The 25,421-nt window shown below is 51.8% G+C and carries 24 protein-coding genes; 11 read left to right on the forward strand and 13 right to left on the reverse strand.

Annotated features, from left to right (window positions below):
* Positions 1 to 40 precede the first annotated feature (40 nt).
* Together guaB and guaA are read left to right on the forward strand one after the other, a co-directional pair.
* Positions 41 to 1,528 carry an IMP dehydrogenase gene (gene guaB / locus ACJJI6_RS00230; RefSeq protein ID WP_282933710.1) on the forward strand — a complete coding sequence of 496 codons (1,488 nt, stop codon included), beginning with the start codon at positions 41 to 43 and terminating at the stop codon, positions 1,526 to 1,528.
* 100 nt (positions 1,529 to 1,628) lie between these two features.
* Positions 1,629 to 3,206, forward strand: a complete 1,578-nt coding sequence (gene guaA / locus ACJJI6_RS00235) for a glutamine-hydrolyzing GMP synthase (RefSeq protein ID WP_444914393.1) — start codon at positions 1,629 to 1,631, stop codon at positions 3,204 to 3,206.
* Between the two features lie 356 nt (positions 3,207 to 3,562).
* On the opposite strand, the gene rlmB is transcribed toward guaA, so the two are convergent.
* The 7 genes from rlmB to ACJJI6_RS00270 form a co-directional block, all read right to left on the reverse strand.
* The gene (gene rlmB, locus ACJJI6_RS00240; protein ID WP_444941085.1) at positions 3,563 to 4,345 is read right to left on the reverse strand and encodes a 23S rRNA (guanosine(2251)-2'-O)-methyltransferase RlmB; all 783 of its coding nucleotides are present in this window, start codon (positions 4,343 to 4,345) and stop codon (positions 3,563 to 3,565) included.
* Entirely contained in the window at positions 4,342 to 5,211 is an 870-nt protein-coding gene (locus ACJJI6_RS00245; RefSeq protein WP_444941086.1) for a Rossmann-like and DUF2520 domain-containing protein, read from the reverse strand. The genes rlmB and ACJJI6_RS00245 overlap by 4 nt, the downstream gene beginning before the upstream one ends.
* Positions 5,211 to 5,969, reverse strand: coding sequence for a pyridoxine 5'-phosphate synthase (locus ACJJI6_RS00250; RefSeq protein WP_444941087.1), 759 nt, complete (start codon positions 5,967 to 5,969; stop codon positions 5,211 to 5,213). The genes ACJJI6_RS00245 and ACJJI6_RS00250 overlap by 1 nt, the downstream gene beginning before the upstream one ends.
* Before the next feature lie 3 nt (positions 5,970 to 5,972).
* Positions 5,973 to 6,563, reverse strand: a complete 591-nt coding sequence (locus ACJJI6_RS00255) for a peptidylprolyl isomerase (RefSeq protein WP_444898217.1) — start codon at positions 6,561 to 6,563, stop codon at positions 5,973 to 5,975.
* A gap of 157 nt (positions 6,564 to 6,720) precedes the next feature.
* Positions 6,721 to 7,401: a TIGR04211 family SH3 domain-containing protein gene (locus ACJJI6_RS00260; RefSeq protein ID WP_444896521.1), complete on the reverse strand. Its 681-nt coding sequence runs from the start codon at positions 7,399 to 7,401 to the stop codon at positions 6,721 to 6,723.
* 30 nt (positions 7,402 to 7,431) lie between these two features.
* The gene (locus tag ACJJI6_RS00265; RefSeq protein WP_108734042.1) at positions 7,432 to 7,731 is read right to left on the reverse strand and encodes a YciI family protein; all 300 of its coding nucleotides are present in this window, start codon (positions 7,729 to 7,731) and stop codon (positions 7,432 to 7,434) included.
* Positions 7,732 to 7,765: 34 nt separating this feature from the next.
* On the reverse strand, positions 7,766 to 8,485 hold the full coding sequence (locus ACJJI6_RS00270) for a VC0807 family protein (RefSeq protein WP_282933704.1): 720 nt from the start codon (positions 8,483 to 8,485) through the stop codon (positions 7,766 to 7,768).
* A gap of 148 nt (positions 8,486 to 8,633) precedes the next feature.
* Here ACJJI6_RS00270 and ACJJI6_RS00275 point away from each other — a divergent pair, with 148 nt between their 5' ends.
* The 5 genes from ACJJI6_RS00275 to rluB all read left to right on the forward strand — a co-directional run bounded on the left by ACJJI6_RS00275 (position 8,634) and on the right by rluB (position 13,473).
* The gene (locus ACJJI6_RS00275; RefSeq protein ID WP_475712147.1) at positions 8,634 to 9,638 is read left to right on the forward strand and encodes a PHP domain-containing protein; all 1,005 of its coding nucleotides are present in this window, start codon (positions 8,634 to 8,636) and stop codon (positions 9,636 to 9,638) included.
* A 92-nt stretch (positions 9,639 to 9,730) separates the two neighbouring features.
* A complete protein-coding gene (locus tag ACJJI6_RS00280) occupies positions 9,731 to 10,354 on the forward strand; it encodes an L-threonylcarbamoyladenylate synthase (protein WP_282933701.1) in 624 nt (207 codons plus the stop codon).
* 53 nt (positions 10,355 to 10,407) lie between these two features.
* A complete protein-coding gene (locus ACJJI6_RS00285) occupies positions 10,408 to 11,430 on the forward strand; it encodes a segregation and condensation protein A (protein ID WP_444933846.1) in 1,023 nt (340 codons plus the stop codon).
* A 10-nt stretch (positions 11,431 to 11,440) separates the two neighbouring features.
* Positions 11,441 to 12,610, forward strand: a complete 1,170-nt coding sequence (gene scpB, locus ACJJI6_RS00290) for an SMC-Scp complex subunit ScpB (protein ID WP_475712148.1) — start codon at positions 11,441 to 11,443, stop codon at positions 12,608 to 12,610.
* The gene (gene rluB, locus ACJJI6_RS00295) at positions 12,607 to 13,473 is read left to right on the forward strand and encodes a 23S rRNA pseudouridine(2605) synthase RluB (RefSeq protein WP_444907630.1); all 867 of its coding nucleotides are present in this window, start codon (positions 12,607 to 12,609) and stop codon (positions 13,471 to 13,473) included. Before scpB ends, rluB begins: the two co-directional genes overlap by 4 nt.
* A 67-nt stretch (positions 13,474 to 13,540) precedes the next feature.
* On the opposite strand, the gene ACJJI6_RS00300 is transcribed toward rluB, so the two are convergent.
* From ACJJI6_RS00300 to ACJJI6_RS00310, 3 genes are all read right to left on the reverse strand, one after another.
* A complete protein-coding gene (locus ACJJI6_RS00300; protein ID WP_475712149.1) occupies positions 13,541 to 14,218 on the reverse strand; it encodes an SRPBCC family protein in 678 nt (225 codons plus the stop codon).
* Positions 14,219 to 14,306: 88 nt separating this feature from the next.
* Complete coding sequence (locus ACJJI6_RS00305; protein ID WP_413662836.1) at positions 14,307 to 15,683, reverse strand: ATP-binding protein; 1,377 nt, start codon at positions 15,681 to 15,683, stop codon at positions 14,307 to 14,309.
* A 10-nt stretch (positions 15,684 to 15,693) separates the two neighbouring features.
* Positions 15,694 to 16,398, reverse strand: coding sequence for a response regulator (locus ACJJI6_RS00310; protein WP_413662835.1), 705 nt, complete (start codon positions 16,396 to 16,398; stop codon positions 15,694 to 15,696).
* A 168-nt stretch (positions 16,399 to 16,566) separates the two neighbouring features.
* Between ACJJI6_RS00310 and ACJJI6_RS00315 the strand changes: the two genes are divergently transcribed.
* The 4 genes from ACJJI6_RS00315 to ACJJI6_RS00330 all read left to right on the forward strand — a co-directional run bounded on the left by ACJJI6_RS00315 (position 16,567) and on the right by ACJJI6_RS00330 (position 18,898).
* Positions 16,567 to 17,031, forward strand: a complete 465-nt coding sequence (locus tag ACJJI6_RS00315; protein ID WP_444907633.1) for a Spy/CpxP family protein refolding chaperone — start codon at positions 16,567 to 16,569, stop codon at positions 17,029 to 17,031.
* Between the two features lie 221 nt (positions 17,032 to 17,252).
* Positions 17,253 to 17,795, forward strand: a complete 543-nt coding sequence (locus tag ACJJI6_RS00320; RefSeq protein WP_444907634.1) for a flavodoxin — start codon at positions 17,253 to 17,255, stop codon at positions 17,793 to 17,795.
* Between the two features lie 6 nt (positions 17,796 to 17,801).
* Positions 17,802 to 18,170 (forward strand): hypothetical protein, encoded by a 369-nt coding sequence (locus tag ACJJI6_RS00325; RefSeq protein ID WP_444907635.1) that lies wholly within the window; start codon positions 17,802 to 17,804, stop codon positions 18,168 to 18,170.
* Between the two features lie 266 nt (positions 18,171 to 18,436).
* Positions 18,437 to 18,898, forward strand: a complete 462-nt coding sequence (locus ACJJI6_RS00330) for a Spy/CpxP family protein refolding chaperone (RefSeq protein WP_444914382.1) — start codon at positions 18,437 to 18,439, stop codon at positions 18,896 to 18,898.
* An 82-nt stretch (positions 18,899 to 18,980) separates the two neighbouring features.
* Here the strand turns inward: ACJJI6_RS00330 and ACJJI6_RS00335 are convergent, their stop codons facing one another.
* The 3 genes from ACJJI6_RS00335 to ACJJI6_RS00345 form a co-directional block, all read right to left on the reverse strand.
* Entirely contained in the window at positions 18,981 to 20,936 is a 1,956-nt protein-coding gene (locus ACJJI6_RS00335) for an alpha/beta hydrolase family protein (RefSeq protein WP_475712150.1), read from the reverse strand.
* 119 nt (positions 20,937 to 21,055) lie between these two features.
* A complete protein-coding gene (locus ACJJI6_RS00340; protein ID WP_475712151.1) occupies positions 21,056 to 23,110 on the reverse strand; it encodes a S9 family peptidase in 2,055 nt (684 codons plus the stop codon).
* 166 nt (positions 23,111 to 23,276) lie between these two features.
* The gene (locus ACJJI6_RS00345; RefSeq protein ID WP_475712152.1) at positions 23,277 to 25,352 is read right to left on the reverse strand and encodes a S9 family peptidase; all 2,076 of its coding nucleotides are present in this window, start codon (positions 25,350 to 25,352) and stop codon (positions 23,277 to 23,279) included.
* Positions 25,353 to 25,421 lie beyond the last annotated feature (69 nt).

Raw genomic sequence — 25,421 nt, forward strand, 5'->3', positions numbered from 1 at the left:
CGATACCCAATCCCGCCTATTCGAGGTTTGAGTGTCAACAATGTCTGAATCCAATCTGCGCATCGCGCGCGAAGCCCTCACTTTTGACGACGTCCTACTTGTGCCCGGATATTCCGAGGTCACGGCCAAGGATGTGAGTTTAAAAACCCAACTCTCCCGCAACATTACCCTGAACATCCCCATTGTGTCCGCTGCTATGGATACAGTGACGGAAGCTCGCCTGGCCATTGCGTTGGCCCAGGAAGGGGGTATCGGCATTATTCACAAGAGTATGTCGATAGAAGAGCAAGCTCTTGCCGTTCGCGCGGTGAAGAAGTTTGAAGCCGGTGTTGTAAAAGACCCTATTACTATTGAGTCCGATGCCACTGTGCGCGAGTTGATCGCGCTGACCAGTCACCACAATATTTCCGGTGTACCGGTAATGGATCGTGGCGATTTGGTAGGTATCGTCACCAGCCGCGACGTTCGCTTCTTGACTGATCTCGACGTCAGTGTCGCCAGCATCATGACGCCGAAAGAGCGTCTGGTGACGGCCCACGAAGATGCGAGCCCCGACGAAGTACGCGAACTGCTGCATAAGCACCGTATCGAAAAGGTACTGGTGGTTAACGACAACTTTGAGTTGCGCGGCCTGATCACTGTTAAAGACTTTAACAAAGCAGAGCAGTACCCGAACTCCTGTAAGGATTCCGATGGTCGCCTGCGTGTGGGCGCGTCTGTGGGCACCAGCCCGGACACCGATGATCGCGTAGCTGCATTGGTAGAAGCCGGCGTTGATGTGCTGGTAGTAGATACCGCCCACGGCCACTCCCGCAACGTGATCGAGCGCGTGCGCCGCATTAAGGAAATGCACCCCCAGGTGGATGTGATCGGTGGCAACATCGCTACGGCTGACGCAGCGCGTGCACTGGTTGAGGCCGGTGCGGATGCGGTTAAAGTGGGTATCGGCCCCGGTTCTATCTGTACCACCCGTATCGTAACGGGTATCGGCGTACCCCAGGTGACGGCAATTGCAGAGGTTGCCACAGCCCTTAAAGAATTTGGTGTGCCCATGATCGCCGACGGTGGTATCCGTTACTCCGGCGATATCTCCAAGGCAATTGTTGCCGGCGCCTCATCAGTCATGATGGGTTCCATGTTCGCTGGTACCGAAGAGGCGCCGGGCGAAGTTGAGCTCTATCAGGGCCGTACTTACAAGTCCTATCGTGGGATGGGTTCTCTCGGTGCTATGTCTCGCACCCAGGGTTCTTCCGATCGCTATTTCCAGGATGCGAGCAAGGGCGCTGAAAAACTGGTACCGGAAGGTATCGAAGGTCGAGTGCCTTATAAAGGTCCGCTGTCAGCCATTGTTCACCAGATGATGGGTGGTTTGCGTTCAGCCATGGGTTACACCGGCAGTGTCGATATCGAGACCATGCGCACTCGTCCTGAGTTTGTGCGGGTCACGGCAGCCGGTATGGGTGAGTCCCATGTCCACGACGTTCAAATTACCAAAGAAGCCCCCAACTACCCGGTGGGCCGACGCTAAGCCTTCGACCTTCTCCAGGTGAAAAAATTTAGACGGAACAAGCAGCAAACGGACCTTTAAGGTCCGTTTGCTGTTATTTAATCCAGTTATCGAGTAAGTCATGAGCCAAGATATCCATTCCAGCCGAATACTCATTCTCGACTTCGGGTCCCAGTACACACAATTGATTGCCCGCCGTGTTCGCGAGCTGGGCGTATTTTCTGAAATTCGCGCTTTCGATATGACCGAAGAGGAAATTCGTGAGTATCAGCCCAAGGGCATTATTCTCGCCGGCGGCCCCGAGTCGGTACCGGAGGAGGGCTCCCCGCGCGCGCCGGAAGCGGTTTATAACCTGGGCGTGCCGGTACTGGGCATTTGCTATGGCATGCAGACCATGGCCCATCAGCTTGGAGGTACCGTACAGGGTAGCGATATTCGCGAATTCGGCTATGCCCAGGTAAAAGTTGAAGGCCAATCCAACCTGTTGAGCGATATCAAAGATCATATCGCTGATGATGGCAGTTCCCTACTGGATGTTTGGATGAGTCACGGCGACAAGGTAGTGGCGATGCCTGAGGGCTTTGAACTGCTGGCTTCCACTGATTCCTGCCCAATTGCCGGTATGTACAACGCTGAGAAGAATTTCTTCGGTGTACAGTTCCACCCGGAAGTGACTCATACCCTGCAAGGCATGCGTATTTATGAGCACTTTGTGATTGATATTTGCGGGTGTGAGAAGCTCTGGACTCCCGCGAACATTATTGAAGACTCTATTGCTAAAGTCCGCGATCAGGTGGGCGAGGGCAAGGTGCTGCTCGGTTTATCCGGTGGTGTCGACAGCTCTGTGGTAGCCGCTTTGCTGCACAAGGCTATTGGCGATCAGCTGACCTGCGTATTTGTAGATAATGGCCTTCTGCGTAAAAATGAAGGCGACCAGGTAATGCAGATGTTCGCCGACAATATGGGCGTCCGCGTTATCCGTTCTGATGCGGAAGAGGATTTCCTTGGGCGCCTCCAAGGTGAAAAAGACCCTGAGGCCAAGCGCAAAATCATTGGTAATACCTTTATTGAGATTTTTGATCGCGAAGCTTCCAAGTTACAGGAGGTGAAATTCCTGGCTCAGGGCACTATCTACCCAGACGTTATTGAGTCTGCCGCCGCAAAAACCGGCAAGGCACATGTGATTAAGTCTCACCACAATGTGGGCGGTTTACCGGAGGATATGCAGTTTGAGCTGGTAGAGCCCCTGCGTGAACTGTTCAAAGACGAGGTTCGTAAGATCGGTCTGGAGCTGGGCCTGCCTTACGACATGGTTTACCGTCACCCCTTCCCGGGACCGGGTTTGGGCGTGCGGATTCTCGGTGAGGTAAAGCGGGAATATGCCGATATTCTGAGAGAGGCGGATGCGATCTTTATCGAGGAGCTGCACAACGCCGATTGGTATCACAAAACCAGTCAGGCCTTTGCCGTATTCCTTCCAGTAAAATCTGTGGGTGTTGTCGGTGATGGCCGTCGATATGAATACGTGGTTGCTCTTCGCGCGGTAGAGACCGTGGACTTTATGACAGCGCGCTGGGCGCATCTCCCCTATGAGCTGATTGAGAAGGTCTCCAACCGTATTATCAATGAGATAGAGCACATCTCTCGTGTGGTCTACGACGTTTCCAGCAAGCCTCCCGCGACAATTGAGTGGGAGTAACTGCAGAATCGAGAGGGGGTGCTTAGCACCCCTTTCTTTTTTTGTTTTGGGCTTCGCGTCTCATTTTCCACAACGGCCCCTTCTCTCTATTCGATCTTTAATTGGTACGGATTGTCGCTAAACGCTTAGCTAAGTTTTCTCTAACTCGTTGATTTTTTGAGCGTTTCCCGGGTTGTTTATTTTTTCTTCATATTGTCACAAAGACCAAATGGCGGGCCTTTGCGGCCTACTACTCTAAGTTAGTCACAGAGATATCCACAGAATCTGTGGGTAGTGGATAATCCTGGTTAGATTGGGGTTGAACTCGTGGGATAAGTTGAGGGAGTGGGAGGAGGGTACCTCCCACAAGGGCAGAGTTAGATTTCTCGACGGAAGCTAATTAGCGCGGCCGTGACCGCCACATTCAGGCTTTCTACATCGTTTTGCATGGGGATACGCACCAGTTCATTGCACTGAGCTGCGACGGCATCGCTAACGCCGTGGGTTTCATTGCCCAGCACAAAAATTGTGGAGACTTTACTGGAGACCTCTTTTAAGGTCGTCTGGGCGTGGGATGACAGCCCACAAACCTGAGCCCCCGCTTCGCGGAACTCCCCCAGGGTGGCTGCCAATTTGTCACAGCGCAAAATCTGGGTTTTAAACAGTGTGCCTGTGCTGGCTTTGATAACCAGGGGGTCTATCTGTGCACAGCCTTTCTTTGGCAGGATGATTCCATCGATGCCGCCGGCACAAGCTGAGCGAATAATCATGCCCAGGTTTTGAGGGTTGGTTATGCCATCCAGGGCCAGAAGTTCATAGGTGTTTTTGTGCTCTGGGGCTGCAACCTTATGTAAAAAGTCCTCCGCTCTGCCGTAGTGGGGCAGGGCCAGGTCGAGGGCTACACCTTGGTCCTGACGGGAATTCTTCGAAATCCGGGACAGGCCCTTGCGATCCCAGTAAGCAATTTCAATCTGACGCTCTTCCGCCAGGGTTTCCATTCGCTGGATTAGCTGGTCGCGCCGGTTGCTGCTGGCCAGATGTAATTTATGGACGGGTACAGATAAATCCTCGAGAGCCTCGAGTACAGGCTTGCGCCCATAAATTGTCAGGAGGCTATCGAAGAAGGCTTTCTTTTCCAGGTATTCGGAGGAGTCTTTCACCGCGTTGGCTCACTCAGCAGTTCGATCAATCTGGCTGCGCTCTCAGGTGAGAGCGAGCCGCGCCGCGCCAACTCTACACAGGCGAGGCCCAGATGGCGATAGCAAAGTGCCAGTTGGCTATCTACTGATGCAAGGCTTTCCACCTGGGCTCCAACGGTTTCCACATCCCCCCTGGCAATGGGACCTGTCAGAGACCTCTCTGGTCCCAGCTCCAAATTGTTTTGCAGAGTCTGTGAAACAATCGGCGCCAACAGGCGAAGAGCACTGTCCCGCTCTATGCCAGCGGCTGCAAAGCTTTGTAAGCTCAGGTCCATTAGGGTGGTGAGGTAGTTGGAGGCGATCACTGATCCAGCGTGGTACAGAGACTTGTTTAGGGGATCAATAGCCAGTGTTTCACAGCCAATGGCTGCAAAAGCCACAGAAATAACCTCTACTGCATGGCTATCCCCTTCGACAGCGACGCTGGTTTTGGCAAATGTTTGCAGCGAGGTTTCCGGTTCGGCAAAGCTGTGGACCGGGTGAGCACTGGCAACCAGGGCGGGTCCCAAGGGGGCTAGTTCTTTAGAGCTGAGAGCGCCACTGCAGTGGAATATAATAGTGCGCTCATCGACCAGCCCGCTATCGGCAAGTTTCTGCGCAAATATAGCGATTTCACTATCGATACAACCAATCAGCCATAGGTCTGCTGAAGGCATCTCTGAGAGGGAATCGACAGCATTGCCTGCACCGATAAATCGACAGGCCCTTTGTCCACTTTCGAGACTGCGGTTATAAATTGACTGTATCTCGAATACACCGCTCTCCTGCCACAGCCGCCCCAGGGTTTTGCCAAGGCGGCCCGCGCCAATAATATTGAGGCTTTGCATCAGCTACCAGCGAGGCAGTCGACGTAGGCGTTAACGGCATTCTCCAGGCCCATGCTGATAGCATCGACAGTAAAGGCGTGGCCTATGGAGACTTCCTGCAAGCCCGGTAACGTGCGATAGCGCGGTAGGTTAACCAGGTTGAGGTCATGGCCGGCATTAATCCCCAGTCCCAGCTGATGTGCGTGCTCGGCGGCGGCACAGTGGGCAGAGAAAATTGTTTCCAGCTCTGGGCTCTGTTTGGCTACGGCTTCGGCATAGGGGCCTGTGTAGAGTTCAATACGGTCAGCACCGACCTGTTTGGCCAGGCTGATTTGGTCCAGGTCTGGATCCATAAACAGACTGACACGTATTCCGGCATTTTTAAGTTGATCAATTATCGGAACTAATCGATCGCCATCTTGCTTGAGGTCAAAGCCGTGATCAGACGTGAGCTGATCATTGGTGTCGGGAACCAAAGTGCATTGGTCTGGTTTGGTTTCCAAAACCAGTGGTATGAGGCCGGGGTAGTCCCCCAGGGGAGCGGCGAAGGGGTTACCTTCAACGTTGAACTCTATGTTTTTGCGGCTGGCGCAGAGTTCTGTCAGGTCGCGCACGTCGCCGGGGCGAATATGTCGTTGGTCTGGACGGGGGTGTACGGTCAGCCCCTGGGCTCCGGCGTCGAGGCAAGTGCGCCCGTGGGCGACCACATCGGGAAAGTTGCCTTCGCGGGAATTGCGAATTAAGGCGATTTTATTGAGGTTTACACTGAGAGCTATCACTGCTTATTCTCCCTTGCTGTGTTCAGCGACACTGTTGTCGCTGGAGGTAACTCGTTTTGCTGAAAGTATGCGGATTGGAATGTTGGGGGCCTCTGGGTGTTGGCGATAGAGGCCGCGGGGTTCCTGTTCGATTTTTTCTACGATATCCATACCCTCGATAACCTTGCCAAAAACCGCGTAGCCAGGCTTGTTCTCGCTGGCATCCAGGCGGGTGTTATCGACCAGGTTTATAAAAAACTGAGACGTGGCGCTATCGGGGTTGTTGGTCCGTGCCATGGAGAGAGTGCCGCGCAGGTTTTGCAGCCCGTTAGCTGATTCATTGGCGATAGCGTCGCGAGTTTCTTTCTTCTGGAAGTCGAAAGTGAAGCCCCCAGCCTGCACGACAAATCCTGGCACAACGCGGTGAAAAATAATGCCATCGTAGAAGCCGCTATCGGTATAGGTGAGGAAATTCTCTACTGTGACAGGAGCTTTCTTGGGGAACAGCTCGACGCGAATAATGCCCAAGTCGGTCTTAAGCTCCACCTGAGGGTTTTGAGCAAATATTGGAAGACTGAACAGAGTACAAAAAAGAAAAGTGAGTAACTTACGCATCATCCGTGTCCTTTGAATGTCCGGGGTCAATCGGTTTACTACTGTGTCAGCGTATGGATAAAGAGAAAGGATAAATATTTGGGTATCGCTGCCTGCGGGTTGCTTCTCAGCACTCCCGCAGTCGTATAGTAAGCGATTTTGGTTGTAGCGAGGGAGATCAGTTGGCCCACTCGGAATTGCGTTTGCGCGGGCGCACATGGGGGGCAATCATCGCCAGAATAGCGCCTAATGCAACGGATAGGGCACCATACAATTGCCATTTGCGGGCATCGCTACCGGACAGGCGCTGAATTTCCGCTTCCGCCATGCTTTTTTCCTGTTTCAGCAACTCGTACTGATGCAGAAGCTTTTGATGGCGATCGTTGAGCGAAATTGCATCGGCAGAAAGGGACTTCAGGCTCTTGAGTTCGGCGGCCAATTCCTGGCTCTGCTGCTGGGCAGAGGTCAGGGCGCTATTCAGTTCGCCGTTTTCTGTCTCCAGCCGGCGAACTTCTCCCCCCAGATTACCTTCCATTTTTTCAAAGCGGGCCAGGTTGGCTTCTGCGGTTGCCAGCTTTAGTTTTGCCACGGGCTCACTGACAAGGTATTGGCGTCTGATCCAGCCCTCAGTGCCGTTGGGGGTGCGCACTTTTGCCCAGCCGTCCGAGGCGGCATCTTCGAGCAGGGCCAGTTCGGTACCGCTGGCCAGGCCGCGGTGCAGAATCCGGAATTCATTGCCTTTGCCGGAGCGCATGGGCACGTGAAGTTGGTCGGTAATATAGCGGGTCTCCGCTGCAAGTGCCGCTGGCGCTGAGTTCAACAGCGCTACAGCGAGCACACCGGACAGTAATTTCTTCATTGTGATGCAGCTTGTTAGTTAGAGTTTTTATCAGGGCAGTACAAGCTTGTAGGGCTTGACTGTAACCGATGCATAGACGCCTGCTTCGATATAGGGGTCACTGTCAGCCCAGGCTTTGGCCTCCTCCAAAGAGGGGAATTCAGCAATTACCAGACTGCCGGTAAAGCCGGCTTCACCGGGCTCTTCGCTGTCGATGCTGGGGTTTGGGCCGGCAGCCAGGAGACGACCTTCATCTTTGAGAAGGTTGAGTCGGGCCAAATGACCGGCGCGGGCTTTTTTGCGTAAAGGGAGACTATCGCTAACATCTTCACTGATGATTGCGTACCACATTGTTTTTAATGCTCTTGTTAGTTTTTTTAAGGTGTTATTGCGCGACCATCACTTCTTCCAGTTTCAACCCGGTCAGCTTGCCGATACGGGAGAACAGGAAAAAGAGTGCACCCATCAGAATCAGGGTTGATGGGATCGCAATAACCAGATATCCATAGGCGGTCATTTCGCCAAGTTCGGTGTTATAGGCCTCGGTGCCCGGCGGGCTGGTGACGATCATTTTGGCGAGAATGTAATTCAGTGCCGAGGAGAAAAAGAATGACCCGGCAACGATCCATGAAGTCTGGCGCAAGGTGCGGTCGAAGGCTGGCTGGTTACCATTGGCCTGTAATGACTCGGCGATCTTTGTCGTATTCAGGATTTGATCGTTGTAAAGCAGGGTTTTGACCAGCGGCCAGCGGGTATAAACGGATAGTGCCGTTGCAACACCCAGTAGGCCAGGGATTGCAGCTTCCTTAATCGCAATATACTGCGGGTCCAGCTTGAGCAAGCTGATGCCGCCAGTGAGCAGGATGCCAATAAACCCGAGGGCTGAGAAGAAATTGACCTTGCCCAGGCGCAGCAGGTCGCGAAGGCCATAACCCAGTGGGAAGGCCAGGGCCACTATCAATGCCCAGGTTGGGCCCAACCAGTCATCCCCGGAAAGCTTGGTCAGTATCAATGTCGGAATAATGACATTGAAGGCGATATTGCTGAGAAACCCTTCCTTTTTAGGCTTCTCGGGAGATGTCGTGGTCGAATTCGTTTCGGTCATACTCAATTCCGGTGATAATGCCCGCTGGAAACTGATGGGGTTGATAGCCCGTTCAATTTCCCCGCTGACAAAACTACTGTCAGACTTCGGCCCTGGCGAGTCACCTGTGAGTGACTGCTAGTTCGGGCCTTATCCCTGAAAACGCCGAGTGCCGCATAGACAGCGCAATAGGGCGATTGTTCCTGAAAAGACGGATATGGCGATCTTTTTCATCGTCGAACTGAGTGAGAGCCTGTTGTTGAAGACCCTTTCAGCCGATTTGAATACAGACCTGGTAGATCTGCACTGCCACAGTACCGCGTCTGACGGTATTTTAAGTCCTGCGCAGCTGGTGTCGAGAGCGAAATCCCAAGGTGTGACGATGCTCGCCCTGACCGACCACGATACGGTGGATGGTGTGCCTGAGGCTCAACAGGAAGGTGACTGTTTGGGCGTAGATGTGGTGGCGGGGATTGAGTTCTCCAGTCTTTGGGGGCGCAGACCCGTACATATTGTGGGCCTGAACATCAACCCCGAATCGGGGCCTCTGCAAGAAGCCATTCAACTTCGTAAGCAGTTGCGTGAGGAGCGGGCAGAGCGTATCGCGGAAAAGCTGGAAAAGCGCGGCTTTAGCGGTGCCCTGAAGGGTGGGCGTGCCCTGGCGGGCGACTCGGTACTGGGTAGGCCCCATTTCGCACGATGGCTGGTGGAAGCTGGGCATATAGATGATACCGGTAAGGCATTTAAGCGTTACTTGGGTGCCGGCAAGGTGGGGGATGTGCGGGTCGAGTGGCCCCAGCTGGGAGAGACTATCGCCACTATTCACCAGGCCGGTGGCTGTGCGGTATTGGCTCATCCCCTCAAGTATGGATTGACCCGCACCCAGTTATTGCGATTGTTGGGGGCATTTCTGGAAGAAAAAGGAGATGCTGTCGAATTGTTGTGCGGTCGGCAGAACCCGACACAGACGAGGGAGTTGAGGAAACTACTATTCTCAGCTGCGGAAGCGGCGGGCAAATCAATGCCATATTGCTCTCTTGGCAGCGATTTTCACCAGCCGGAGCAGCCCTGGCGTGAATTGGGTTGTGTCAGGTTGCCCGCAGACGTCGAGCCGGTGTGGAATCTGTGGCACACTCTGCACCGGGAACAGCGGGGTCACGTTTCGCTGCCCTAATTCCGGCTTGTGAATTGGGGGCCATCGTCCGGCTTTAAGCCTGGTGGATGGCAGTGAGGTATTTTCAATCGGTAAGGCTTTTGGGGGGCTTTGTGGCGCAGTTTTTTCAGATTCATCCGGATAATCCTCAAGGCCGCCTGATCACTCAGGCAGCAGAGATCGTCGCCCAAGGGGGCGTTATTGTTTTTCCCACCGATTCAGCTTACGCCATAGGCTGTCGACTGGGAGAGAAGCTGGCGGTTGAGCGCATTCGAGGAGTGCGCCAGCTGGACAAGCAGCACAACTTCACATTGATGTGCCGAGACCTATCGGAGCTGGCGACCTATGCCAAGGTCGACAACCAGATGTTTAGGCTGTTAAAGAATCATACGCCGGGTTCCTATACCTTTATTATGCCGGCGACCGCCGAAGTGCCGCGCAGGTTAATTCATCCGAAGCGCAAGACCATCGGTATTCGCGTGCCGGATAATCCCATCGCCCTGGCCCTGATTGAAGAATTGGGCGAGCCGTTGATGAGCTGTAGCCTGATTATGCCCGGCGAAGAACAACCCCTAACCGAACCTTACGATATCCGCGATACCCTGGAGCACCAGGTGGAGTTGGTTATCGATGGCGGTTTCTGCGGGTTGGAGCCCACCACCGTGATCGACCTGACGGGTGATGAGCCCCAACTGATTCGTCAGGGATGTGGGGCAACTGACGAAATACTCGGCTGAAAGCTGCGGCGCCGTGTATAATCGCGCGTTTGCACGATTGAGGGTGGGGCAGGGTGTCCAGTGATGAGTTACTAGCAGAGGTCGAGGAGCAAGTGCTGGCCGAGGTTGCGGCGAGCGATGATGAAGCTCCTGCCCAGGCTGGCGATGCGGAATCGCAGGGCCAGGACTCGGATGAGGATTCCCCCCTGGCTTTGGTGCAGGGCGAAATCTTTAACGACCTCCCGCAGGATCTCTTTATTCCACCAGATGCTTTGGAAGTTGTTCTGGAGGCTTTCGAGGGGCCTCTGGATCTCCTGCTATACCTGATTCGCCGCCAAAACCTGGATATTCTCGAGATCAACGTCTCCGATATTACCCATCAATATATGGCGTATGTGGAGATGATGACGGCAATTCGCTTTGACTTGGCCGCCGAGTATCTGGTAATGGCCGCTATGTTGGCGGAAATAAAGTCGCGGATGTTGTTGCCGCGACCGCCTGAAGCGGAGGAGGAAGAGGGCGAGGACCCCCGGGCGGCTCTGATTCGCCGGTTGCAGGAGTATGAGCGTTTCAAAACTGCGGCTGAGGATCTCGATGAAATCCCCCGTGTTGGCCGGGATGTCCATCAGGCCAATGCAGAGGCTCCCGATCGCAGTATCACACGCCCCGACCCTGAAATTGACTTGAAAGAAGTCCTGGTCGCCCTGGCTGATGTGCTGCGGCGTGCGGATATGTTTGAGAGCCACCAGGTTGAGCGGGAGAAGTTGTCCACCCGCGAGCGTATGACCCAGGTGCTGGATAAGATCCGCCACGGCCAGTTTGTGCCCTTTGTAAGCCTGTTTACCGTTGAGGAGGGTCGCCTCGGTGTTGTAGTGACCTTCCTGGCAGTGATGGAGCTGGTAAAAGAGTCACTGGTGGAGCTGGTGCAGAATGAAGCTTTTGGCCCGATCCACGTGCGCGCTCGCGCTGCTACCCACAGCAGTGAAAGCGAAGACGGTGCTGACAGCGAGCCTGAGGACCAGATTCTCGAAGAGGTTGAAGATCCAGAGGACGCTGTAGAGGCCTCGGATAAAGCGTCGGAAATGTATTCGAGTTAGAAAATAGAAGATGACAATCGCCCCCGAATTACTGCGCAAAATCGTCGAAGGCGCCCTGTTGGCCGCGGGCCAGCCTCTCAGTGAAGAAAAGCTGTTGTCTTTGCTGGACGAGGAAGAGCAACCCTCCAAGACTACCCTGAGAGATGTGCTTGAAGAAATCGCCCAGAGTTGTGCTGACCGAGGGTTTGAACTGAAGAAAGTCGCGAGTGGATGGCGTTTTCAAGTGCCGGAAGACCTGGCTCCATGGGTGAATCGGCTGTGGGAGGAAAAGGCGCAACGGTATTCCCGTGCAACCTTGGAGACCCTCGCCATTATCGCTTATCGACAGCCGGTAACCCGTGGTGATATCGAGGATATCCGCGGCGTTGCGGTGAGTTCGCATATTGTTAAAACCCTGCTGGAGCGCGGTTGGATTAAAGTTGTGGGGCAGCGGGACGTGCCCGGTAAGCCGTCTCTCTACGCAACAACCCGGGAGTTTCTCGATTATTTTAATTTGAGCACCCTGGATGATTTGCCGACTCTGGCGGAGATCCGCGATATCGAGAGTCTGAATCAGATTCTGGAGCAGGAAGGTTTGCCTCCAGAGCCGGTTCCCGAGGAGGGAGAGTCCGAGGTGGACAATGGTGCTTTGGACGATTCTGAGTCAGAGCAAGACACCGAGGCAGAATCCTCTACTGAAGCCCCTGCGGCTGAACACGAAGATATAGACGATGCCCTGGTAGAGGCTTTGGCTGAGGAAGTTGCTGCTGAAGCATCAGACGCCGAGACCGAGACCGAGACCGAGACCGAGACCGAGACCGAGACCGAGACCAAGTCTGAGCCCGGAGTAGATGCCGATGCAGTGCCCGCCGAGACGGATGCAGAGGAAGATCCAGTGGAAACTGCGGCAGCAGAGATCCAGTGGGAAATGGAGCGGGAAGACTCTGAAGGTAATTCGGAGTTGGATGTAAATGTTGATCTAAGTGAAGAGAGTGAACTTCACAGTGATGAGGGAAGCAGCGTTGAATCGCTGCAAGCAGAAGAAGAGAGCGAGAACTCTCTAACGGCAACGTTACCACCCAGCAGTATGTTTGCCGAAGACGACACAGTTGAAGAGGTCGCCGAGGAGTCGGTGGAGGCAAATGCTGATGTCGATGAAGATTCCAAAGAAGTAATACAAGTGGAAAGCACCACCCCATGAGTGATGGTACCCCGCCAGCAGGCGAGAAATTACAGAAAGTATTAGCGCGCACCGGCCTCGGTTCGCGCCGTGAAATGGAGCGCGCAATTGATGCGGGCCGCGTAACCGTAAATGGAAAAGTGGCGGAGCTTGGCGAGCGCGTAACTGACGCGGATCATATCGAGTTTGATGGTAGCCGGCTGCCTTCGGCAGAGCAGAATCGCTGCCGGGTAATACTCTACAACAAACCGGTTGGAGAAATATGCTCCCGCCACGACCCGGAAGGCCGCCCGACGGTCTACGATCGCCTGCCGAGACTGAAAACCGGCCGCTGGATTTCTGTTGGGCGCCTGGATTTCAATACCAGTGGTTTGCTGCTGTTTACCAATAGCGGAGAGCTGGCCAATAAATTAATGCATCCCTCCTCGGTAATCGACCGCGAATACTTGGTTCGAATCCAAGGTGATGTGGATGAGGAAATGAGGCGGCGTCTGCTCAAGGGCGTGTTGTTGGATGATGGGTCGGCGCGCTTTACCGACATCGTAGAGAGTGGTGGTGAAGGTAAAAACCGCTGGTTCTACTGCGTAGTGATGGAGGGCCGCAACCGCGAGGTGCGTCGTCTGTGGGAGTCCCAGGGAGTTAGAGTTAGCCGCTTGAAGCGTGTGCGCTACGGCAGCGTCTTTATTCCCTCCCATGTGCGCGTCGGGCAGTGGATTGAGATGGAGCCCCGCGAGATCGATGACCTCTGCGTAACGGCGGGAATGCCGAAACTGGGCCAGCGCCCATTGACCCAGGGTGAGAAACAAAACCTGGAGCGCCAGCGCAGGAAGTTGCGCAAGTCACCGGCGCCAGCCGCGCGACGCAATCGACCGAAGTCGGTTTAAACAGAAAAAGCCCGCAAATTGCGGGCTTTTTTGTATTTCAGTAATCGCTACTCTTAATTGCTGAGTGTTACTGCTGGTTTTCCGGTGTTTCTCCTGCTTCCTCTTCATTCTGGTCTCGCAGTTCACTGGGGACACCCTGAGGGCCATCACCCATTGCATCATCTACATCGGATGGAATATCTGAAACTGAATCGGTGGAGGTTCCGTCGGAGGTGCTATTTTCCGGTGCTGTTTCAACCAGGTTTTTAAGTTTTTCCAACCCTTGTTCATAAGACTCTCCCACCATTTTTTTCACTGCCAAGCCCATCCAGCGTTCTCTGGGACCACCGCCGGTATCGCTGTGGAAGTTCCAGGTAAGAAGGGTGCCGCCATCCTTTGGTTCCAGCTGGAATTCTGCCGTGGCCCGGCTGCCATCACCAAAATCCAGCTTGGTGGCGACTACAGAATCTCGCTTGCTGGCGAAGATAGTTTGACTGCCGCTTCCGGCTTTGGAGTTTTCGCCGCGCCAAGTCATTTTGGCGCCGACGCCTTCCTGGGGACCGCTGTACTCATAGAGTACCGAGGGGTCGATGTGGCGCCATGGGGACCACTCGTTGAATTTGTGGAAATTATTAACGTAGGGGAAAACCACTTGTGGTGGTTTGTTGATAAATACGCTGCGATGAACAGTGACTTCGCGTGGGAATAAGTATCCCGCGAGCACGAGAATTACCAGGGCAATAAGAATATAAATAATCCAGCGCATAGCGGGTTCCTTTGCTATTTGCGGGTGCAAGGAAGCAACCGCCAGAAAACTCTGGCGGTAGAGATGCTTATATTAGCTGCTGCGATGCTTAATCGTCGGCAATATGTAGCAGGGGGAGCTTAATCTCAACACACAGGCCCGCATCCCGGCTGTTTTTGGCGCTGATGCTTCCCTGGTGATGCAGGATGGTGCGCTGGGCGATAGCGAGTCCCAGTCCAAAGCCACCACTTTCCCGGGTGCGTGCACTATCTGTGCGATAGAAGGGGCGGAAAATAGCCTCCAATTCCTCATCTGCCACGCCGGAACCTGAGTCGATGACTGAGATGGTGCAGGATTCTGAGGATTCTTTAATCGACACCTTGACCCGGCCGTGCTCGGGACTGTACTTGATCGCGTTGCGCAGGATGTTCTCCAGGGCAGCGGTCAGGGAGCTGCCCCGGGTTGCGACAAGGAGCTCTTCCCCTTCAGAGCGAATTTCAAAGGACAGGTCTTTGTCAGCAGCTTCGCTGTGGAGGTCTTCCGCCAGGGCGCTTATCAGGGCATTAACTTCCACTACGTCATCCAGGGGACGCTGCTCCTGGCTGCTAATAGGAAGTGATAGCACGTCAGCAATAATATCTTCCAGGTAATCCGCAGCCTTGCCGATTTTATCCAGTTCTGTATCGAGCCCGTTGATTTGCTTTTGGCGGGCGATGGCCAGTGCCACTTGCAGGCGTGCTAGTGGCGAGCGCAGTTCGTGAGAGACATCCTTGATCAGGCGGCGCTGCTCGGACATCGACTCCTGAAGCTGGGCGGTCATGGAGTCGAAGTCCAGGGCCAGGTCAGTCAGTTCATCATTCCGAGACTTCAGGGATGGAGTCACGCGGTAGTCCAGTTCGCCGGCAGCCACGCGCTTGGTGGCGGCGCGCAACTGTTCAAGAGGGCGGCTCAGGTAGCGGGCCAACCAGTAGCAGGCTAAACCTGAGGCGATCATGGAAAGCAGTAACATCGGCCAAAAGTTGCGCCACAGGAAGCGCAGCAATAGGCCTTCCTTGCTATCCCCAGCAACGACGACGATACGCAGGGGGTCTCCGGTGCGCAGTGGTAGGAAGAAGCCTACAGTGGGCTTGTTATTTACCAGTTTGTGAGCTTCGCGATTGCGGTAATCAAGACTGTCGATCAACGAGCCCATATTTGATGGCACTTCGCGACCGAGAATGTCGTTGCCTTGTTGATCAACCGCATAAACCCGCCGTTTGACTTTTTTGGGGGCTTTCTCAAGCCAGTGCTGGAATTGTTCGGGGCCGTGACGGCGGGCGATTCGCATATTTCGCATGACCTCGCGAAATAGGGCGGGGCCCTCCCAGCGTTCCTCTTGTCGGGGATCGCCGAATTCACCGAAGTGGGTAATGTAAATGGCGGCTACAACCATCACCATGGCGGTGATCCAGGCCCCAAAGAACATTTTCCAGAAGAGACTGCGCATCGTGGAAAACCTACTGCTTACTCTGGGTGAGCATATATCCGGCACCTCGGATATTGATAATTAGGTCGCGGCTGGCACCTTTATCCGCGAGCTTCTTGCGAATGTTACTGACATGGACATCGATGGAGCGGTCGTAGGGCATCAGCTTACGGCCAAGGGCACTTTCAGTGAGAACCTCTTTGCCAACCACTTCGCCGGCATGCTGAACCAGTACCTTGAGCACGGCGAACTCTGCGCCGGTCAGAGCCAAAGCCTGATCGTTCCAATAACCCTGATGCTCTGCAGGCAGTAGTCGAATCTGGCCGCTGCTAAGAGTGTCGTCGCTCTCTTCAGCTTCGACTCGGCCGCGGCGGAGTACTGCGCGCAGTCGGGCCGCCAATTCCCTGGGATTGCAGGGTTTGGGCAGGTAGTCGTCGGCACCCATTTCCAGGCCGACGATACGATCCACAGTGTCCCCTTTTGCAGTAAGCATCAAAACCGGTAGGGAGCGGCTTGCTGCTGACGCCTCCTCCCTAAGTTTGCGCAGTACTTCAAAGCCATTGTGAACGGGCAGCATGACGTCCAGAACCAGAGCGTCAAAGCTCTCGCTCTGAGCGAGCTCTAGTCCCCGGCCACCATCATTGGCTGCGGTTACTTGAAAACCCTCTCCGGTAAGGTACTCCCTTAGCAAGTCGGTGAGTTCGGTGTCATCGTCGATTAAAAGGATGCGGCTCATGGCGTTCTCTCAGTTTCGGTGTGGCCATTATATGCAAAGCGCTGGCGCTGGTTACCGCTGGCGATAGGGCTTTTTACCGTTCTTAACAAATGTTTACCGGTGTTTTCCCCCGTTTACACAAGCTGGGCTTACTATGTAGTCACTGAACGCGAACATGAGGACGTAGGAATGAAACACTGGAAACAAGCAATGGGAAGCTTGGCCTTGGTAGGTGTTCTGGTTGCCCCTGCGGCACTTGCTTTCGGCGGTGGTGAAGGTGGTCAGGGGCGTGGATTTGAATATATGGTCCGCCAGCTTGAGTTGACCGAAGGCCAGCAGGCACAGTTAAAGGCCAACCGGGAGAGCAACCGCGAGGCGAGAATGGCACAGCGCGAGCAAATGATCGAGCTGCGCAAGGAATTAAATGCGGCGATTGAGTCGGGCGCTGACCAGGCGACACTGGATCAATTGGGCGAAGAGCTAGGCAAGCTAAAGCTTCAGGAGATGCAGAACCGCAACGAAATGAAAGAACAGTTTAAGGCCATTCTGACTGATGAGCAGAAGGCCAAGCTAGAGCAGCTAAAGAGTGAGCGCAAAGCGCGCCAAATGAAACGGCGCGATGAAAGCTCTGCAAGCCAGGATTCAGAGTCCTAGGCCCCCCAACCAAAGACTCCTTGTGCGATCCGCTGGGTGCACCCTTCCCCAAGGCCCAGCAGGTTCATAACCCTTAGCCCCCGCTGCCCCGGGGGCATTTTTCTTTATTCCTGCCGAAACCTGATCAGATAGGTAACTTGCTGAGCCCGGTTATTGCTGGGAGAATACGCCGCCTTGTAATTTAGTATGTAGCGGCCCGGATTGGGCGGAGAGGGTTGACTGTGAGTAAAATCGGCTTGTTCTATGGCAGTGATGAGGGTAATACCGAGTCTGTAGCTTTGCGCATCCGCGCCCGCCTTGGCGAAGACAACGTAGACCTGTTTGATATTGCCGATGTCACCCAGTTGGATATTGCTAATTATCAGTATCTTATCTTTGGAATCCCTACATGGGACTTTGGTCAGATTCAATCTGACTGGGAAGAGTTCTGGGAGGATGTGCAGGAAATCGATTTTAGCGGAAAGACCGTCGCTTTATTTGGCCTGGGAGACCAATTTGGGTACGGCGACTATTTCCTGGATGCGATGGGCATGCTCCACGATGTTATTGTGGAAAAAGGAGCCACTATAGTCGGTCACTGGTCCACTGAAGGCTACGAGTATGAAGCCTCAAAAGCTGAAGTCGAAGGTGGAGCAAAGTTTGTCGGCCTGGCTATTGATGAAGACCAGCAGGAAGAGATGACCACAGAGCGGCTGAATCGCTGGTGTCTGCAAATAGCTGAAGAGCTTGCGCTTGATAGTGATGTTCTTGAGTTGGATGACTGATTCGTTATGAAAAGCTCCCTGTTGTTCAGCGAGTTTTGGCCCTGGCTGGCAGAGCATACAAATTGCATCGTCAGGGCCGGAAGTAGTGATTCGGTAGTATACGATGATGATGACTACCACTGGCGCTTCACCGCTGAAGATGCCCGTACCAAGTTGGTTCAGGTAATGCGCGGTAAACGACCCGTCGCCGAGCTGTTTATTGAGCCTGAACATATAGCCGCTGTGCGTATTTCTCCCGGGGAGCGGGGAGAGTACAACTTTGACCTGGTAGCAGAAGTCCAGGGGCGCGAGCAGGTTGTTTATTACTTTGTTCTGACTCACTCACTGGAAGATGTGGATACGAAACAAAATCCCTCCTCAGCCGCTCTCCATTAAAAACATTTCGATGTTGTGGAAGTTATACTAGTCAGCCCTGTATAACTTCCGGATTAAATTTCTAATTTAAATTCTATCCCTCTCTTTTATTTCCCTTCACAACCATTAATTTGAAAATTTTTTTACAGTCGGTGCATTTTGTAAGCTGTATTCATTATAAAAAGCGCTTGTTGTGAGTTCTTAACAAAGGTTTACCACAGTTATCCCCCGTTTACACGGCGCCCACTTACTATGTGCTTACTGAATGCAAACGAGAGGGTTGAACGATGAAAAACTGGAAAACTGTAGTAGGTAGTTTGGCTTTGGCTGGCGTTGTAGCAGTACCAGCCGTTGGCATGGCATGTGATGGTAAAGGACGTATGGAAGGTCGCGGCCATGGACCAGAAAAAATTGCTAAAGAGCTGGACCTGACGGAAGCTCAAAAGGATCAACTGAAGGAGCTTCGCGAGTCCAACCGTGAAGGAAAAATAGCTAAGCGCGAAGAAATGCACAAAGCGTATGAAGAGTTGCGTGAAGCAATTCGTTCCGGTGCCGATCAGCAAACACTGGCAAGCCTGGGGGCGGAGATTGGCAAACTGGAAGTTGCTAAAATGCAGAGCCGCAACCAGATGCGCACTCAATTTGAGTCTGTATTAACAGATGAGCAGCTCGCTAAGCTGGAAACCCTGAAGGCTGAAAAAAAGGATCGTCATATGAAGAAGTGGAAGGCGTATCGCGATCACGGTTGAGTGGGTAGCCTGCTTGAGGTGACTGAGCAACTGAAAATATGTAGCCCCTAAATTAACTGGGGCTACATTTTAATTGAACTCTTTACCCTTCGCTAGATTGCGTTTCGCTAGCCCCAACACCAATATGTTGATCTAGGAATTCTAATAGTTCTGTATAGAGCTTCATTCTATTTTCTTCGGTATAAAAGCCGTGCCCTTCATTTTTTACAAATAGAGTTTTAATCGGTTTGTTTTCTTTTCTAAATTCCTTTACTAGCATTTCTGCATGCTCAATGGGGGCTCGCTCGTCTTCCTCTCCATGAATCAAGAAAACTGGCAAATTAAGTTTGCCGGCATTGTGTACAGGAGAGTTGACTTTTAGAAAGTCCTTATCTTTACTGAGTGTCTTTTTCAGGTAAGCAATGCCGCGATCTCTTCTCTTAATATCCCCTTTTGTGTACAACATCTCCAAATCGTATACGCCTACATAACCTACAGCACATTGGTATAAATCAGGGTTGCGGATAGGATTCATCAGAGCCGAATAACCCCCAAAGCTAGTGCCATAGATGCAAATTCGATCAGGATCTGCATATCCTTTCTCTATGGCCCAATGAACGGCGTCGGCAATATCTTGTTGAATTTTTCCTCCCCACTCCCTGAGTCCTGCTGAATAAAATCCCTGGCCATAACCCGTGGAGCCACGAAAGTTAACTTGAAGTACAAGATATCCATTTTGAGACAGAATTTGCGCATTGCGATCATACTCCCAATAATCACGTTCATGGGGACCTCCGTGAGGTAATACAACCATCGGGTGTGATTTATTTGAGCCTTGTGGAAAGGTAAGATAAGTGCCCACTTGCAGGCCGTCTTCTGTGGTGAAGCTATCAGCGAGCATTGGATTTAGTTGGTCTGGTTGTAGCCACTCAGTGGATGTTGCTAGGAAATCGACGGATTTAGATTTCATGTTGACAAGATAGTAATCTCCCGGTAGGCGATCACCATGTACTTTTAATACGCCAAAAGAGCCATCGGTTGTAAAGCTTGTGAAAGCTATATGGAATCCTTGAAAAGCCTTTTTCAATCCTCTAAAAAGTGGAGCAAAGCCGTCGCCTTCATCAAAAAAGTGCTCTGTGGGATAATCAGGTTGCAGGTATACACCTAGAGGTTTATATGAGTTTGGATAATAAATGATGTCGTCTATATCCGACTTTTCATGTTGAAAAATTTGAGAGAAAGTTTCGGAGCCAGGTTTTAGCTTGATTAAAGCTTGAGTCTGTGAGTTTCGAGTAATTTTTAAGTATGATTCACCTGTCTCAGGATTAAAGCCTATCGGAGTAGCGCTGTCTAAAGCAGTATTTTTTACTCTATGCCACTCACTTTTTTCCCGAAAAAATAACTGAGGCCTTCCACTTTTATCGATACCATCAGCGTAGAGAAGTTTGCCTGAACCGTCAGTGTAAGCACGGCCGAAAATTTGTGGTAATCCGATAGAGCTTTTTTTCAACCCTGTATATATATCAAGTCTGATAACCTCTCCTTTGGACTCCCAGTCATTTTTCCAGGGAAAGGTAGAGATAAGTATCTCCTTTTTCTTTTGGGGAAGGGGGTCGATAATAGTTGCATGGGCATAGGTTGACATAGCCTTTTTGAACCGGGTTCCAGTTTGGCGCTCGCCGGCAAGGTGCCCGAAAATTGTTTTCCTTTTAGAACCATCATAATTAACAGCATAAAGAGATCCATAACTGACAGGAGCCTCAAGATCTGCCTTTCGTGACATTACTTCAATCACAACCCTCTCATTATTTGCCCAATAAAAATCACCAACTTCCTCCTTGCCTCTAAATCGAACAAAGCCGGTGAATTCTGATGAATCGATAGACATGAATACTAGTATTCGCTCACCTTCATGCATCTTTCTTATTGCTAGATGTGAACCTGTTGGAGATATTTTAACTTCTTCAATATCTGCATGTCGTATAAGCTTTTCAAGCGGTACCAGGCTTGAGAATACGAAAGTCGGCCACATAAGAAGTAAAAACAGAATTTTACGCATAATTTCGTCCTTGTATTTTGCAGTACTGATTATGCGTTAGATCGGGCAAGTGAAACAGGGGAAAGAAGGCGGCTCCTTAGAGCCAGCCCTGAAGAGTTGACTAAATTGGTGCAAAAGTCCTAATTAATTGCTAAGTCTTCACTCTCTCGTTCAGATTTATATTGATCAAACCAATATAAAATCGATGCAACTTTTGCCACTAACTGACTTGGCCTGGCAGCGATACTGTGGGATGCCCCTGGAATGCGAACCATGGCAGCGTCAACGTCATTAAGTTTTAGTGCTTGATAAAACTGTTCTGTTTCTGACATCGGTGTGCGGTAGTCCTCTTCCCCGGTTAAGAGCATAGTGGGAGTGGTAACGTTTCCGACATAGGTGAGCGGTGAGCGACGGCGGTATTCCTCAGGATTCTCCCAGGGCATCCCTGAGAACCAATAGTTGGTAAAGAACCTGGAATAATCGGCAGTTAAGACAAAGCTTTCCCAGTTGATAACAGGCTTGGCAACAACAGCGGCCCTAAAACGGTCAGTTTTACCAATGATCCAGGCTGTCAATGTGCCTCCGCCACTGCCACCAGTAACAAACAATTGTTCTTCATCAATATAACCTTGAGAAATTACAGCGTCGACGCCAGAGATCAGGTCGTTGTAATCCTGGCTCGGGTAGTTATGGTGAATTAAGTTGGCAAATTCATGGCCGTAGCTGGTGGAGCCACGGGGATTAGTGTACAGAACAACATAACCAGCAGCGGCAAATAACTGGACTTCGGCGGCAAATCTGGGGCCGTAATTAGAGAAGGGACCACCGTGAATTTCCAATAGAAGGGGATACTTCTTCTCGGGGTCGAAATTGGGTGGGTAAGCGACCCAGCCCTGAATATCTCGGCCGTCAAAGCTCGATTTGTAGTTGATCTCCTCAATCTTTGCCATCTCGCGCAGAGGCATCAGGTCGCCATTGAGTTCGGTGAGAGCCTGGGTTTTGCCGCTGCGCGCTAAAGCCAGTTCGGCCGGATTCTGAGGGGTTGTTTGTGTGTAGGCGATGTCCCCGCGTTTGGAGACTGCAAAATTGGCACCGGAGTATGGGCGTCCCAGCGAAAGGCCTCCAGCGTCGCTGGCCATCAGGGTTTCGCTGGAACCAATTTTCTTGATGGCTATTTTGGTGGAGCCGTGATCGTCGTAGCTATAGGCAATTCGCTTGCTATCGCCCAGCCAGTGAAAGTTGGAGATGCTGCGATCCTTGGCAGTTTTTATTTTACGGGACTTCCCGCTATTGAGATCCAGGACGCGCAGAGTATGTTGTTGGTATCCGAGCTTTTGATCCTCAAAGCCTAAATAGGCCAGCTTCGTACCATCTGGAGACATCTGCGGGTGATGGTCGGGACCATAACGTTCGGTAATCTGCTCGATACTGCCGTTTTTTAGGCTTACCTTGTAAATTTCCGAGTTCATCAGCTCGATTTCGTGATCGGGATGACGATTGGCTGAGAAGTAAATTGCATCGTTATTTTTACTCCAGGCGAGACTGCTGTGATGATCGTACTCGCCTTCGGTAAGCTGGCGAGGGGTACCGCCCTCTCGAGGGATCACAAAAACCTGTACATGCCCCTGCTTTAAATAGCCCATGCCATCTGAACGATAAATGCTGCTGTCGATAAACTGTGGTGGCTTAGCCCACTCTGCGCCTTCCGGGGCACTGAGGAGCTTTACTGGCAGAGGTTTGCTTTCCGGTACGAACATAGTGAAAGCTATTTGCTTACCATCCCGTGACCACTGGATATTGGAGGGGGATTTTGGCAGGTGAGTAATCTGCAGATTCTGGCCATTATCTAACCACAGTAGGTGGATCTGCGGGCTGCCACTGCGGGTGCTGATAAAAGCGATGGTCTTCCCGTCTGGGGATAGCTGTGGGGAGTAATCGGAGTAGTCTCCAGAGGTCAGAGGGCGGTGATCTTTGCCATCGGTACCGATACGCCAAAGGTTCGCGCGCTTGCCGTCTTTCATTTTGTTCATTGAGTTTCGGACGTAATAAATACTTTTCTCGTCACTGCTGAACTGAGGGCTACTCGCGTATTCGAGGTTAAATACATCCTCGTAACTAAAATTAGGTAGTTGGTTATCAGCGAGCGCAGGGCTGGCGATAAACATCGCTGCGACAATTTTTATTAGCCGGTTCATGATCTTTAGGCTCCTCCTTCTTGTTTTCTAGAGGATACCTGAGGAAGGGGGGACAAAGGGAGTGATCCGTTGACTGGTGTGCTCGATGGGATAATCCGTGATGGAGCAACAGGGTGGCTGACCTGCTACTCCGTTATTTGGCCGAATATACCTGTAAAATTTTGAATTAGTTGGTTGCCAAGTCCTCGCTTTCATTTTCTCTATCGGGTTTGTGTTGATCAAACCAGTAGAGGGTCGAAGCTACTTTAGAGATTCTCTTGCTGGGTCTATCGGAAAAGTTATGGGATGTGTTTGGAAGGCGCACCATAGCTGCCTCTACATCATTTAACTTTAGTGCTTGGTAAAACTGCTCGGTCTCAGATATCGGGGTGCGATAATCGTTTTCTCCAGTCAATAGCATGGTCGGTGTAGTGACATTGCCAATATATGTGAGTGGAGAGCGGCGTCGATACTCCTCGGGGGCCTCCCAAGGCATCCCGGAAAACCAGTAGCGAGTAAATATTTTGGAGTAATCGGCAGTTAGAACAAAGCTCTCCCAATTGATTACCGGTGCGACAACTACCGCAGCCCTGAATCGTTCAGTTTTACCAATAATCCAGGCTGTCAGTGTGCCGCCGGCACTTCCACCTGTGACAAATAATTGATCCTCCTCGATATAGCCTTGGGCGATAACTGCATCGACACCCGCCATTAGGTCATCGTAATCCTGGCTCGGGAAATTGTGATGGATCAGGTTGGCAAACTCATTGCCGTAGCTGGTAGAGCCACGAGGGTTAGTGTAGAGCACGACATAGCCTGCGGCGGCAAATAGTTGCATTTCGGCAGAAAAGCGCGGGCCGTAGTTAGATAGTGGGCCACCGTGAATCTCAAGTAACAGGGGGTATTTATTTTGGGGGTCGAAATTTGGGGGGTAGACTATCCAGCCCTGGATATTGCGACCATCGAAGCTGGATTTATAGTTGATCTCTTCCACATGGGCCATATTGCGTAGAGGTATCAAATCACTGTTGATCGCCGTGAGAGTTTTTAACTTGCCGCCACGAGAAATTGCAAGTTCTGCGGGAATTTGAGGTGTGGTTTGTGTATAAACTACGTTTCCACGTTTGGAGACAGCAAAATCTGAAAAACTATAGGGCGCGCCTAGTGTCAGTCCACCGGCGTCATCCGCTATCAAGGTTTCCTTTCCGCCAATTTTCTTAATGGCAATTTTGGTTGAGCCATGATCGTCATAGCTGTAAGCAATACGCTTACTGTCAGCTAGCCACTGAAAATCGGAAACGCTACGATCGCTGGCAGTTTTTATTAGCTGGTTTTTTCCACTAGCGAGGTCGATCACTCGCAAAGTGTTTTGGTGGTAGGAAAACCGCTGATCTTCATAGCCTAAATATGCCAGCTTTCTTCCGTCGGGTGAGATTTGAGGTTGAAAATCGGGGCCAAATCTCTCGGTTACTTGCTCAATATTTCCATCGTTGATATTTACCTTGTAAATTTCTGAATCCAGCAGTTCAATTTCATGATTTGGGTGGCGATTTGCTGAAAAGTAAATGGCCTTATTATTTTTGCCCCAGCTGAGTTGGCTGTTGTGCTCGTAGTCCCCACTGGTGAGCTGACGGGGAGTGCCTCCTTCACGGGAAATCATGAAAACCTGTGAATTACCCTGCTCTAAGTATCCCTGGCCCTCAATGCGATATAAGCTCTTGTCGATAAACTGGGGTGTTTCCTCCCACTCGCCCCCTTCTGGTGGTGTGGGAAGCTCCACTGGCAGCGGTTTGCTATCGGGCACGAACATGGTGAAGGCGATATGCTGACCATCGTGGGACCACTGGATATTTGATGGGGCTTTGGGTAGATGGGAAATCTGCTCACTTTTACCATTGTCCAGCCACAACAAATGTATCTGGGGCTTTCCACTCCTGTCGCTGATAAAGGCAATGGTTTTTCCATCTGGAGATAGATGTGGCGAGTGGTCGTGAAAATCTCCCGAAGTAAGGGGGCGATGATCTTTGCCATCATCGCTGATATACCAGAGGTTTGCCCTTGTGGTATCTGCCATTTTGTTCAGGGAGTTGCGCACGTAATAAATATGTTTATCGTTAGTGCCAAACTGTGGGTCGCTGGCGTACTCCAGGTCAAAAATATCCTCGTAGCTAAAATTGGGTGAATGTTCATTTGTATTTGCGTGGGTGGAAAATGCCGGGCTTGCAATAACTGCCGCAGCAATAAACTTTATAAACCTATCCATGGTCCGTGAGCTCCTTTTTATTGTTAGATGCAGCATACCGAAGGGGTGTCAACAGAGGGGATAAATACG

The sequence above is a fragment of the Microbulbifer maximicatervae (SeqCode) genome (genome assembly GCF_056232625.1).